We start from the raw sequence: 12,207 nt of genomic DNA, 5'->3' as shown, positions 1-12,207 counted from the left end.
CGCCGTTACGATCCGGAAACCTGCCGGTTACCTCTTGATCAGGCGGAATCGCTATGGGAGCATGGAACAAGCCGTGTGCTCCCACAGCGAAGTGGGGCGAGCTATCGCTCGCGTTCCCACCAGGGTACCGGACCCGAATCCCGGTGCCGAATCGTCGAAATTTCTGTTACAAGGAGCACCCCTATGGATTGGCGCGACAAAGCAGCCTGCCTGACCGTCGACCCCGAACTGTTCTTCCCCGTCGGCAACACCGGCCCCGCGGTCGACCAGATCGAGAAGGCCAAGTCGGTCTGCGCGCGCTGCACCGTCACCGAGGTCTGCCTGCAGTACGCCCTCGAGTCCGGCCAGGACTCGGGCGTCTGGGGCGGCCTGAGCGAAGACGAGCGTCGCGCGCTCAAGCGCCGCGCCGCTCGCGCCCGCCGCGCCTCCTGACGACCTTCTCCGCGAAGACGCCCGCCCTTCGGGGCGGGCGTCTTCGCGTTGAGGGGCGACGGTCCGTTCGAACGCTCGCCGATTGGTCCTGCGCTCGCGAAACGGCATCCGGGATCTGCGAGCACGCACACCCCGCGAGATTCGCGACCATCCGCAGAGGGAGAACGGATGCCGGGTCGCGGCGCCTCAGGAGGCGGAGCCGCCGATGTAGCGCAAGGGGATCTCGATCGTGACCTCGGTCCCGCTGCCCATGAGGGTGTGCCAGTCGATGGTTCCGCCGAGTTCGCCCTGGATGAGCGTCCGCACGATCTGCGTCCCCAGACCGCGACCCACCTGACCCTCGGGCAGACCGACGCCGGTGTCGCGGACGCTGACCTCGAGCATCTCGCCCGTGCGCTCGGCGGCGATCTCGACGTCGCCCTCCTGACCGGCGAGCCCGTGCTCCACGGCGTTCGTCACGAGCTCGGTGAGTGCGAGCGCCAGCGGCGTCGCGAACTGGCTGGGCAGCGTGCCGAACTTCCCCGTGCTGCGCGTGCGCGCGCGGGTGTTGGGAGCGGCCGCCACCTCGGCGACGAGCTTGAGCACGCGCGCGAAGACGTCGTCGAAGTCGAGGTTCTGCGCGAGGCCCTCCGACAGCGTGTCGTGCACGACGGCGATGGCCGAGACACGTCGCATGGCCTGCGTGAGCGCGTCCCGCGCCTCGTCGGAGTGCGTGCGCCGCGCCTGGATGCGCAGGAGCGACGCGACCGTCTGCAGGTTGTTCTTCACCCGGTGGTGGATCTCGCGGATCGTCGCGTCCTTGGTGATGAGCTCCTGCTCCTGATGGCGGATCTCGGTGACGTCGCGGCTGAGCACGATCGCGCCGATCCGGTTCCCGCGATCGCGCAGGGGGATGGTGCGCAGCGACACCTGCACCCCGCGCGCCTCCATGTCGGCACGCCACGGCGCGCGCCCGCTCACCACCACGGGGAGCGACTCGTCGACGTCGAGGCGCTTGGCCGGCAGGATGCGGGCGGTGACCTCGGCGAGCGACTCACCCTCGAGCTCGTCGTCGAAGCCCATGCGGTTGAACGCCGACAGCGCGTTGGGGCTCGCGAAGGTCGTGATCCCGTCGACGTCGAGACGGATCAGGCCGTCCGAGGCCCGCGGCGCCCCCCGTCGCGGTGCGGTGGGGGCGGAGAGGTCGGGGAACTCCGCCGACGAGATCATGCCGAACAGGTCGTCGGCGCAGTCGTTGAACGTGATCTGCTGGCGCGAGGGCGTGCGCGTCTCGCCGAGGTTCGTGTGCCGGGTCAGCACGCCGACGGTCGTGACGGCGTTCCCCTCGCGCGACAGTTCGCGCACGATCGGCACCGCGCGCACGCGCGTGGGCGTCTCCTCGAACCAGTCAGGGGATGCCGAGTCGACGATGCGCCCGCTCTGGAACGCCTCGCGCACCTGGGTGCGCCACTGCGGACGCACGCGGTCGCCGACGATGTCGCGGTAGAACAGCGTCGCCGCTCCCCCGGGCCGTGTGTGGGCGACGGCGACGAAGGAATCGTCGGGGGTCGGGACCCAGATCACGATGTCGGCGAACGCCAGATCGGCGAGCAGCTGCCCGTCGCCGGCGAGGCGGTGCAGCCACTCGACGTCGGCCTCGCTGGAGCGGCCCTGGGCGTAGACGAGTTCACTGAGTGTCGACACCCCTCCACCCTAGGGGCCGCTCCCGGACCGACGCGCGTCGCACGGCCCCGTCCGACCGCACCGGGTGATACCTCTGGTGAATTTTGGGTAGGCCACCGGCACGGGGTGGGCGAAACGCACTCGCGGGAGATCTCGCTCGGAACCGAAGCGCGCGCGATCAGCCACCCCGTCGGTCGCGTCCGGGTGAATCCCGTGCACCCCCGAAACGGGGGACATCATGAGCGGATGCCAGCTGATCCTTCACCCGAAGAGAGGTTCGTCGACCTCGAACACGTCGCCGCCGTCCTCGCGGTCGCGCCGGACGACGTCATCGCCCTCGTGCACGAGGGGCATCTGCGAGGAGCGGAGGTGGGCTCACCCGCCCGGTGGCGCATCGATCAAGACAGCGTCGACATATACGTCGACTCCCGGACCGAGGACACCCGCCGGGCGGCGCTCTGGCGACAGTCGCAGGCAGCGAGCTTCCCCGAGCTGTGGGGTCGCGGAGAGGTGCGTCACGGCGACTGACGGCGTCTCCTCCCCACCTCACCCGTCGCATCGGTCATCCACAGGTGCCGCATATGCGCCGCATCGGGATTCCGCGCTCCCCTACTGTCGGCCGCACGTCATCCGCACTCGCCGAATCCGCACGACGGAGGAGACCCATGTCATTCGCAGCCGAACCCGATCCGGGACGCCCCCGCTCATCGCGACCACGCGGTGAGGAGTTCTTCGCCCGGCAGAAGACCTCGACCGCGCAGCTGCCCCCGCCCGAGGTGTTCGTGCGCAACATCGTGCGCGGCATCCTGGAAGTCCTCGCCGGCGTACGAGAGGTCGAGCAGCTCGCCCGCTGGCTGTCGGAGGAGGTCTACCGCTCCCTCGTCACGCGCGCCAACCTCGCCGCCCGCGCCCGCAGCGCCCGGCGCGTGCCCGCTCGACGCGACGTCCACGAGATCCGCAGCGTGCACATCTCCTCCCCCGCCGACGGAGTCATCGAGGCGACCGTCACGGCATCCGCGCGCGTGCGGACACGCGCCATCGCGCTGCGTCTCGAGGGGATGGACGGCCGCTGGCGCGTGACGGCCCTGGGACTGCTCTGATCGAGCTCGCCTCGCGCGACATCCGTCACGGCCGGCCGCGCTCCGGCCCGCCGGAGGACGCCACACGCTCCGGCGCGCCGGTCAGCACTGCGCGTGCGGCGTCACGGCCGCCAGGACGCGAGGAAGTTGCCGAGCCGTTCGATCGCGTCGCTGATCACCGGGCCTCGGGCAGCGTCACGATGCGCACGTGGTCGGTGGCCGGCCAGTTGAAACCCGACCCCTGCACGAGCAGCACGTGCTCGGCGAGGAGGAAATCGCGCACGAACTGGGCGTCGTCGGGGATCTCGTACACCTCGGGGTCGAAGCGCGGGAACGCGTAGAGCGCGCCGCGCGGCATGACGCACGACACCCCGGGAATGGCCTCGAGGCCCTGCCAGGCGGCATCCCTCTGCTCGTGCAGACGACCGGTCGGGGCGATGAGCGCGTCGATCGACTGCACGCCCGACAGCGCCGCCTGCACCGCGAACTGCGCGGGCACGTTCGGGCACAGACGCGTGGACGCCAGCAGATTGATGCCGTGCAGGAAGCCCTGCGCGTGCTCCTTGGGGCCGGTGATCGCGAGCCAGCCCGAGCGGTAGCCCGCGACGCGGTACGTCTTCGACAGGCCGTTGAAGGTCAACACCAGCAGGTCGGGCGCGACCGTGGCCATGGGGATGTGCACGGCTTCGTCGAAGAGGATGCGGTCGTAGATCTCGTCGGCCAGCACGAGGAGGGAGTTCTCCCTCGCGATGTCGGCGATGCCGTCGAGGATCTCGCGCGAGTACACGGCGCCGGTTGCGCCGACAACGCTTCGACGGTTCGAGAGGGTCTATTGGGTCGGCTTGCGGGTGAATTCACTTGAAGTGACCCCGCCGCGAACCCCGGCTGAGCTCTCTCTGCTGGCGGTATCTCACTCTTCGCCAGGCGGACTCCGCGCGGTAGCCCGCGCGCCTCGTCGGCTCCGAACGGGGTTCAAGAGGGTTTTCACCCGGAGAGTTCCGACCCCGGCGTCCCCCAAATGGCGGACCTAGGCATGGGATATGCAGGCGGCGTGCGGAGCAAACGCCCGCGAAACAACCTATTGGGAGTCAGCATGATCACACGTCGACCTCGTCGCGAACTCGTCTCAGCAGTCTGTGCCGGCTTGCTTCTCTGCGCGCTTTCTGTCACGCCAGCGGCGCGAGCGGAAGAAGTTCCGAGTGATGCGGAATCGATAGCGCGTCTGGTGGAACAGGCCGCTGTGGACATGAATGCAGCTGTCGACACGTCTTCCACATCAGATCTTCCGGATGTCACGATTCTCGTACCGTCCACGACGAAAGGTGAGGTGGTCGTGGCAGGGTCTGATGGTGAGGGGTTCGCGATCCCTCTCCCGAAAGACGTGAGTGCCTCGCGGGCGGTTAGCGTCTCCTCCGGCACAACCGTTTTCGTTGCTGACGGCGGTGATGCTGACGTCACCGTTCAGCCGCTGCCCGACGGTGCGCGCGTCTCAACGGTGATCGATAGCGACACGATGGACCGCTTTTTCGAGTACGAGCTCCCCGAGAACGTCGAGGCAGAGCCCCTGGCCGATGGGCGCCTCGAGCTCACACAACCCGTTCTGGACGCGTCGGATCATTCGCCTCAGGACGTGTCGGTTGTCATCGGTTACGTTCAACCCGCGTGGGCAGTCGACGCGTTAGGAAACGAGGTGAAGACGAATTACGAGGTCCGTGACGGTGTTCTGACCCAACATGTGATCACGGACGAGAAAACCGTGTACCCAGTTGTCGCGGACCCACAATGGTCGATCACCGCATGGAATCAATTTCGAGTGCGCTGGAACCGCGCAGAGACCGCCACTATTGCCAGCGGAGGCTGGGCAGCGACCGGAGTCACCGCGGTATGCGCGGCGGCAGGGACGGCAGCGGGCGGTCCCGCCGGCGCGGCCGCCGCTGGAGCGACATGCCTTGCCATCACAGGTTCTGCCGTATATACGGCAGGTGTAGCTCAGAACTCTCGGCCCCGCCGCTGCCTCGAGCTGTATATGACATACCTCCCCGGCATCCCCCCAACCTGGGCTCCGTGGTTTGGTACGTATAGCGGGGGGACGTGCCGATGAATGGTGACGAGTATCGTAAATCGTTGAAGGCTCGACTTCGTGTCCTGCTCTCCCCTTGGCGCGCATTCCTCCTCGCGGGCTCCGTCGCTTGGTTCCTGGCTCTGACAGCGGCCTGCGTGGATCACCCGGGAGCGAGTTCGTGGCTGGGCCCCCTCTCAGCCTCACCCCTCGTCCTGTGGAGCACGGCGACCATCGTCACGGACTGGTCGCACAGGCGCAGAGAAAATCCATTTTGCAAGCAATCCGACGAGCGCTGAGACTGAACGACGGAGCGCGGGGCTGTGACACGCCAGCCTCATGGCCGTGGTCCCAGACCCGCGCTCCGTTCCCTCAGGGCCGCCAGGACGCGAGGAAGTTGCCGAGCCGTTCGATTGCGTCGCTGATGACGCGGGCCTCGGGCAGCGTCACGATGCGCACGTGGTCGGTGGCCGGCCAGTTGAAACCCGACCCCTGCACGAGCAGCACGTGCTCGGCGAGGAGGAAATCGCGCACGAACTGGGCGTCGTCGGGGATCTCGTACACCTCGGGGTCGAAGCGCGGGAACGCGTAGAGAGCGCCGCGCGGCATGACGCACGACACCCCGGGAATGGCCTCGAGGCCCTGCCAGGCGGCATCCCTCTGCTCGTGCAGACGACCGGTGGGGGCGATGAGCGCGTCGATCGACTGCACGCCCGACAGCGCCGCCTGCACCGCGAACTGCGCGGGCACGTTCGGGCACAGACGCGTGGACGCCAGCAGGTTGATGCCGTGCAAAAAGCCCTGCGCGTGCTCCTTGGGGCCGGTGATCGCGAGCCAGCCCGAGCGGTAGCCCGCGACGCGGTACGTCTTCGACAGGCCGTTGAAGGTCAACACCAGCAGGTCGGGCGCGACCGTGGCCATGGGGATGTGCACGGCGTCGTCGAAGAGGATGCGGTCGTAGATCTCGTCGGCCAGCACGAGGAGGGAGTTCTCCCGCGCGATGTCGGCGATGCCGTCGAGGATCTCGCGCGAGTACACGGCGCCGGTCGGGTTGTTCGGGTTGATGACGACGATCGCCTTGGTGCGCGGGGTGATCTTCGACCGGATGTCGTCGAGGTCGGGCTGCCACTCGCGCTGCTCATCGCACAGGTAGTGCACGGGCGTGCCCCCGCCCAGGCTGGTCATCGCCGTCCACAGGGGGTAGTCGGGGGCGGGGATGAGCACCTCGTCGCCCTCGTCGAGCAGCGCCTGCATGGTCATCGTGATGAGCTCGGACACCCCGTTGCCGAGGAAGACGTGGTCGGGGTCGAGGTGCGGGAAGCCGGGCTCCTGCTCGTAGCGCGACACCACGGCACGCCGAGCCGACAGGATGCCGCGGCTGTCGCTGTAGCCGTGCGCGTTCGGCACCGACGCGATCATGTCGCGCACGATCTGGTGCGGCGCCTCGAAACCGAAGATCGCCGGGTTGCCGGTGTTGAGCTTGAGGATCGCGTGCCCCTCGGCCTCGAGTCGATCGGCCTCGACGAGGGCCTCCCCGCGGATCTCGTAGAGGACGTCTTTCAGCTTGGACGACTGGTCGAGAGGGCGAAGCGGGCTCATCGGTTCAGGATATCCCCGGGCCGATCCGGCCAATCGACACCCGGTGGACCGCACCCTCCCACCCTCTACGGCACCATCTCGCGGAGGACACCGTCGACACCCCGTCATCGGCAGGCCTCGGTCCGGCGCGTCGCGCCCGACCTCCGCCCGGCGGCACGGCACGGCACGCGCCCGACGGAACGGCACGGCACGCGCCCGACGGCACGGCACGGCACGGCACGACTCCGCGCGGAGACGACGGATGCCGTGCCCCCACGCGGGGACACGGCATCCGGTATCGGTTACTTCTACTTCTTCTTAGCGGCGCGACGGTCGGCGCGGTTGCCGGACGCGGCCTCGGCGGGGGCATCGGTGCGCTGGCCGAAGGCTCCGCGCGCGCCCGCCGGAGCGGCGTCGGCGGCGGGCGCCGACGGCTGCGCCTGGCGGAGACGGTTGGTCGCCGCCTGCTGCACCTGGCCGCGGTCGTTGCGCACCTCGACCTCGCCCGCGTCGTTGGCCGCGGAGTACTCCAGGCGCTGCGTCTCGACCGGGGTGGGAGTCAGGCCCTTGGCCTCGACCTGTGCCGCGGGCTCGCCCTCGACGCTGCGCACCTCGACCTCGAGGTTGTAGAGGAAGCCGACCGACTCCTCCTTGATCTGCCCCATCATCGACTGGAACATCTGGTAGCCCTCGCGCTGGTACTCGATGAGCGGGTCGCGCTGGGCCATGGCCCGCAGGCCGATGCCGTCCTTCAGGTAGTCCATCTCGTAGAGGTGCTCGCGCCAGCGACGGTCGAGCACCTGGAGCACCACGCGGCGCTCGAGCTCCCGCAGAGCCTGCTCGCCGAGGGCCTTCTCGCGGTTCTCGTACGCGATGCGCGCGTCGGAGATGATCTCGCGCTTCAGCCCCTCGGGGGTGATGCGCCCCTTGTTGCCGCCGGCCTCGGCCACGACCTCGTCGATCGTCACGCTCACCGGGTAGAGGGTCTTCAGCTCGGTCCACAGGGCGTCGAAGTCCCACGACTCGGTGTGACCCGATCCGGTGTGGTCGTCGATGACGGCGGTGATGGCGTCCTCGATGAAATGCTGAACGCGGTCGGCGATGTCATCACCCTGGAGCATGTGACGACGGTCGGCGTAGATGGCCTCGCGCTGCCGGTTGAGCACGTCGTCGTACTTGAGGACGTTCTTGCGCATCTCGGCGTTGCGCGCCTCGACCTGCGACTGCGCGCTCTTGATCGCGCGCGAGACCAGGCCCGACTCGATCGCGACGTCGTCGGGGAAGTTGGTGCGGGCGAGGATCGCCTCGGCCGCGCCCGACTGGAACAGGCGCATGAGGTCGTCGGTGAGCGACAGGTAGAACCGGCTCTCGCCGGGGTCGCCCTGACGGCCGGAGCGACCGCGCAGCTGGTTGTCGATGCGGCGGGACTCGTGCCGCTCGGTGCCGAGCACGTACAGACCGCCCGCCTCGGTGACCTTGGCCGCCTCTTCGGCGACGGTGTCGCGCACGGCGGTGTAGACGGAGTCCCACTCCGCCTCGTAGGCCTCGGGCGTCTCGACCGGGTCGAGGTTCTTCGCCTTCATCTCCTGCACGGCCAGGAACTCGGCGTTGCCGCCGAGCATGATGTCGGTGCCGCGACCGGCCATGTTGGTGGCCACGGTGACGGCGCCGAGGCGACCGGCGCGGGCGACGATCTCGGCCTCTCGGGCGTGGTTCTTGGCGTTGAGCACCTCGTGGCGCACGCCCTTCTTCGCCAGCAGGCGCGAGAGGTACTCGCTCTTCTCGACGCTCGTCGTGCCGACCAGGACCGGCTGGCCCTTCGCGTGGCGCTCGACGATGTCTTCGACGACCTGGGCGAACTTGGCCGTCTCGTTCTTGTAGACGAGGTCGGACTGGTCCTTGCGGATCATCGGCTTGTTCGTCGGGATCGGGACGACGCCCAGCTTGTAGGTCGACATGAACTCGGCCGCCTCGGTCTCGGCGGTACCGGTCATGCCGGAGAGCTTCTCGTACAGGCGGAAGTAGTTCTGCAGCGTGACGGTGGCGAGCGTCTGGTTCTCGGCCTTGACCGGCACGTTCTCCTTCGCCTCGATCGCCTGGTGGATGCCCTCGTTGTAGCGGCGGCCGACCAGGATGCGGCCGGTGTGCTCGTCGACGATCATGACCTCGTCGTTCATCACGACGTAGTCGGTGTCGCGCTTGAACAACGCGATCGCCTTGATCGAGTTGTTCAGGAACGAGATGAGCGGGGTGTTCGCCGACTCGTACAGGTTGTCGATGCCGAGGTAGTCCTCGACCTTCTCGATGCCGGGCTCGAGCACGCCGATGGTGCGCTTCTTCTCGTCGACCTCGTAGTCGACGCCGGCCTCGAGGGTGCGGGCGAGCTTGGCGAACTCGGCGAACCAGCGATTGGCCTCGCCGGATGCCGGCCCCGAGATGATCAGCGGCGTGCGCGCCTCGTCGATGAGGATCGAGTCGACCTCGTCGACGATGGCGAAGAAGTGACCGCGCTGCACGAGGTCTTCCTTGCGCCAGGCCATGTTGTCGCGCAGGTAGTCGAAGCCGAACTCGTTGTTCGTGCCGTAGCTGATGTCGGCCTCGTACTGCTCGCGGCGCACCTCGGGGGTCTGGCCCGCGACGACGGTGCCCGTGGTCATGCCGAGCGCGCGGTAGACGCGGCCCATGAGCTCGGACTGGTAGCTCGCGAGGAAGTCGTTGACCGTGATGACGTGAACGCCCTTGCCGGCGATGGCGTTGAGGTAGGCCGGCAGGGCCGCGGTGAGCGTCTTGCCCTCACCGGTCTTCATCTCGGCGATGTTGCCCAGGTGCAGGGCCGCGCCGCCCATGATCTGCACGTCGTAGGGACGCTGGCCGAGCGTGCGCTTGGCGGCCTCGCGGACGGCGGCGAACGCCTCGGGCATGAGCTGATCCAGCGTCTCGCCCGCGTCGTAGCGGGCGCGCAGCTCGATGGTCTCGTTGCGCAGTTCGTCGTCGGTGAGCTGCTCGTAGTCCTCTTCGAGGGCGCCGGTCGCCTTGACGACGCCCTGCAGGCGGCGCAGGATGCGGCCTTCGCCGGCGCGCAGCAGTTTCTCGAGCGGATTTGCCACGAAGAATCTCCATCTGTCGGGTGCGGCGCCCGCGCGGACGCCGGCCTGCGAACAGGCATACGACCCTCATGCTATCCGTGTTACCCGTTCGTGACCTGCGAGGAGGCCGCAATCCGAAAGTCTCTGTGCGCGCCCGTAGCGAACACACGGCGACGCCTCGGAAACCGCCGCTTAGGATCGATCCATGGCCGGTTTCTGGGGCAAAAGGAAGCGCGAAGAGCAGGACGCGGCGGATGCCGATCTCGCCCGTCGAGCGGAGCTCGCGATCGTCGCCGCCGACGAGCGGGTCCGCCTCACCTCCGACGAGCTCGACTTCGCCCGCGCCGAGCTCGGCGACAAGGCCACGGAAGACCTCGCGGCGGCTCTGGACTCGGTCCGCACGCACCTCGCCGAGGCGTTCCAGCTGCACCAGCTGAACCACGACGAGATCCCCGACACCAAGGAAGAGCTGCGCACGCGCAACGCGCGCATCATCCAGCTGTCGGAGTGGGCGGAGGATCTGCTCGAGGAGCGCACGCAGGTGCTCCAGCCCAAGATCGACGCCGTGCGCCGCGCACCGGAGATCCTCGCCCGCGTGCGCGCGGACCGCGACCGGCTCGCGGAGCGCGTGCCCAACGCCCGCGAGGTCGTCGAGCGGCTCTCGCGTCGCTACAGCGACTCCGCTCTCGCCCAGATCGGCGGCAATCCCGACGAGATCGAGCAGCTGCTCGACTTCGCCGTGCACACCGCGAGCGTGTCGGAGCGACGTCGAGAAGCCGGCCAGCGCGAGCAGGCCTCCGTCGCCCTCGAGGCGGCGACCGAGGCGGTGCGTCGCGCCGAATCGCTTCTGGACGCCGTCGACACGTTCGAGATCGAGGCGCTGCGCGCCGAGTCGACTCTCGCCGCCGTCGTCGACGACTCGCGCAACGACCTGATCGAGGCGCGGATGGGTCCCCAGACGCCCATCGTGACCAAGGCAATGGCCACCCTCCAGCAGGCCCTGTCCGCGCTGCCCGCGTCGGGCACGCGCAGCGATCCCTTCGCCGCGCTCTCGTCTCTGCGCCAGGCCAACTCCGACCTCGACCTCGCCCGCGAACGCGCCGCCCGCCCGGTGCCGTCGCAGGAGCAGGTGGAGCACGCGATCGATGACGCTGACCGTCAGCTGGCGGTCGCACGCGGTCTCATCACCGGACACCGCGGCTGGATCGGAGCCGACGCCCGCACCCGATTCGTCGAAGCCGAACGCCTGCGCGCCGGTCTCCCCCTCGGCCCCGTCGCCGAGGATCAGCGCGAGACGACCCTCGCCACCGCTCGTCGTGCCGGGTCGCTGGCATCCGAGGCCCTCCAGATCGCGCAGCGGGACATCGAGCAGTCCCGCCCCAACGACTGGGGCGGCGACGGTCACGGTCGCGGTGGCGGTTATGGCCGCGGCGGCGGCATGGGCGGCGGCAACATGGTCGGCGGCATGCTCGGCGGCCTCGTCATCGGTTCGCTGCTGGGCGACATCTTCGACGGCTGACATCTCGCCCGTCCACGACGAAGCCCCCGGCCGCTCGGCCGGGGGCTTCGTCGTTCACCGCGTCAGGATGCGACGGGCACCGCCGGCGACGCCTGCGTCGTCAGCTCGATCACGCCGTAGTCCCATCCCTTGCGGCGGTAGACGACGCTGGGGTGGTCGGTGCGCGCGTCGATGAAGAGGAAGAAATCGTGCCCGACCAGCTCCATGCGGTCGACCGCGTCTTCGACCGTCATCCACTCGGCCTCGAACTCCTTCTGCCGGATGACGACGGGGCAGTAATCCTCTTCTTCGGCCTCGGCCTGCACCGGGACGGACCCGGTGGCGACGGCGCGCAGCACGTCGACGGAGGCGGGTTCGACGTCGATCCCGGCGAGTTCTCCGGTGCCCTTCTCGAACTTCGCGCCGCGAGGGTGGTTGCGGGCGTCGACGCGCTTGTCCTTCGCGCGACGCACCTGTTCCGAGATCTTGTCGACCGCGAGGTCGAGAGCGGCGAACTTGTCGGCGTCCGTGGCCTCGGCACGCACCACAGGGCCCTTGCCGTCGAGGGTGAGCTCGACCGTGTCGTCTTCCATTCGACCGTTGCGATAGGAGCGATGCGTGACCTTGACCTCGAGCGTGTGGGCTCGGGGAGCCAGGTGCTCGATGCGGCTGACCTTCTCTTCGACCACCGAGCGGAATCGATCGGTGATTCCGACTCCCACGCCGACGATGTTGGTGTCCATCCGTGACCTCCTTGTTCCGGGTTCCGCCCGGTCTAAGGGCGGAACGTCCGTCGCCTTCAGTCATCCCTAC

General features: G+C 68.6%; 9 protein-coding genes and 1 pseudogene. 5 read left to right on the top strand and 5 right to left on the bottom strand.

All coding sequences use genetic code 11. From position 1 onward, the window contains the following. Window positions 1-183 precede the first annotated feature (183 nt). Window positions 184-432 carry a WhiB family transcriptional regulator gene (locus tag Q0818_RS11155; protein WP_013583608.1) on the top strand — a complete coding sequence of 83 codons (249 nt, stop codon included), beginning with the start codon at window positions 184-186 and terminating at the stop codon, window positions 430-432. A 186-nt stretch (window positions 433-618) separates the two neighbouring features. Here the strand turns inward: Q0818_RS11155 and Q0818_RS11150 are convergent, their stop codons facing one another. Then, window positions 619-2,115: a sensor histidine kinase gene (locus Q0818_RS11150; protein WP_298874580.1), complete on the bottom strand. Its 1,497-nt coding sequence runs from the start codon at window positions 2,113-2,115 to the stop codon at window positions 619-621. A 225-nt stretch (window positions 2,116-2,340) separates the two neighbouring features. On the opposite strand from Q0818_RS11150, the gene Q0818_RS11145 reads away from it, so the two are divergent. Beyond that, the gene (locus tag Q0818_RS11145; RefSeq protein WP_298874577.1) at window positions 2,341-2,622 is read left to right on the top strand and encodes a DNA-binding protein; all 282 of its coding nucleotides are present in this window, start codon (window positions 2,341-2,343) and stop codon (window positions 2,620-2,622) included. A gap of 137 nt (window positions 2,623-2,759) precedes the next feature. Beyond that, window positions 2,760-3,194, top strand: a complete 435-nt coding sequence (locus tag Q0818_RS11140) for an Rv3235 family protein (protein ID WP_298874575.1) — start codon at window positions 2,760-2,762, stop codon at window positions 3,192-3,194. A 101-nt stretch (window positions 3,195-3,295) separates the two neighbouring features. Here Q0818_RS11140 and Q0818_RS11135 read toward each other — a convergent pair. Then, window positions 3,296-3,969: pseudogene (locus Q0818_RS11135) on the bottom strand (aminotransferase class I/II-fold pyridoxal phosphate-dependent enzyme); the annotation flags it as partial. A gap of 297 nt (window positions 3,970-4,266) precedes the next feature. Here Q0818_RS11135 and Q0818_RS11130 point away from each other — a divergent pair. Next, on the top strand, window positions 4,267-5,274 hold the full coding sequence (locus tag Q0818_RS11130) for a hypothetical protein (protein WP_298874573.1): 1,008 nt from the start codon (window positions 4,267-4,269) through the stop codon (window positions 5,272-5,274). A gap of 330 nt (window positions 5,275-5,604) precedes the next feature. Here the strand turns inward: Q0818_RS11130 and Q0818_RS11125 are convergent, their stop codons facing one another. Both Q0818_RS11125 and secA read right to left on the bottom strand, forming a co-directional pair. Continuing rightward, on the bottom strand, window positions 5,605-6,831 hold the full coding sequence (locus tag Q0818_RS11125; RefSeq protein ID WP_298874571.1) for a pyridoxal phosphate-dependent aminotransferase: 1,227 nt from the start codon (window positions 6,829-6,831) through the stop codon (window positions 5,605-5,607). 287 nt (window positions 6,832-7,118) lie between these two features. Then, on the bottom strand, window positions 7,119-9,917 hold the full coding sequence (gene secA, locus Q0818_RS11120) for a preprotein translocase subunit SecA (RefSeq protein WP_298874569.1): 2,799 nt from the start codon (window positions 9,915-9,917) through the stop codon (window positions 7,119-7,121). A gap of 184 nt (window positions 9,918-10,101) precedes the next feature. On the opposite strand from secA, the gene Q0818_RS11115 reads away from it, so the two are divergent. Next, window positions 10,102-11,415, top strand: coding sequence for a hypothetical protein (locus Q0818_RS11115; RefSeq protein ID WP_298874567.1), 1,314 nt, complete (start codon window positions 10,102-10,104; stop codon window positions 11,413-11,415). A 62-nt stretch (window positions 11,416-11,477) separates the two neighbouring features. Here the strand turns inward: Q0818_RS11115 and raiA are convergent, their stop codons facing one another. Continuing rightward, window positions 11,478-12,137 carry a ribosome-associated translation inhibitor RaiA gene (gene raiA, locus Q0818_RS11110; RefSeq protein WP_298874564.1) on the bottom strand — a complete coding sequence of 220 codons (660 nt, stop codon included), beginning with the start codon at window positions 12,135-12,137 and terminating at the stop codon, window positions 11,478-11,480. Window positions 12,138-12,207 lie beyond the last annotated feature (70 nt).

Origin of the sequence: uncultured Microbacterium sp. (assembly GCF_947489255.1) — a bacterium.
Lineage (GTDB): Bacteria > Actinomycetota > Actinomycetes > Actinomycetales > Microbacteriaceae > Microbacterium > Microbacterium phycohabitans.
Note: the sequence above shows the minus strand (reverse complement) of the source record. Positions and strands in the feature narration are given on the sequence as shown.

Coding starts and splice junctions, on each gene's coding strand:
- Q0818_RS11155 (WP_013583608.1), top strand. CDS start 184: ATGGATTGGCGCGACAAAGCAGCCTGCCTGACCGTCGACCCCGAACTG.
- Q0818_RS11145 (WP_298874577.1), top strand. CDS start 2,341: ATGCCAGCTGATCCTTCACCCGAAGAGAGGTTCGTCGACCTCGAACAC.
- Q0818_RS11140 (WP_298874575.1), top strand. CDS start 2,760: ATGTCATTCGCAGCCGAACCCGATCCGGGACGCCCCCGCTCATCGCGA.
- Q0818_RS11130 (WP_298874573.1), top strand. CDS start 4,267: ATGATCACACGTCGACCTCGTCGCGAACTCGTCTCAGCAGTCTGTGCC.
- Q0818_RS11125 (WP_298874571.1), bottom strand. CDS start 6,831: ATGAGCCCGCTTCGCCCTCTCGACCAGTCGTCCAAGCTGAAAGACGTC.
- Q0818_RS11115 (WP_298874567.1), top strand. CDS start 10,102: ATGGCCGGTTTCTGGGGCAAAAGGAAGCGCGAAGAGCAGGACGCGGCG.
- raiA (WP_298874564.1), bottom strand. CDS start 12,137: ATGGACACCAACATCGTCGGCGTGGGAGTCGGAATCACCGATCGATTC.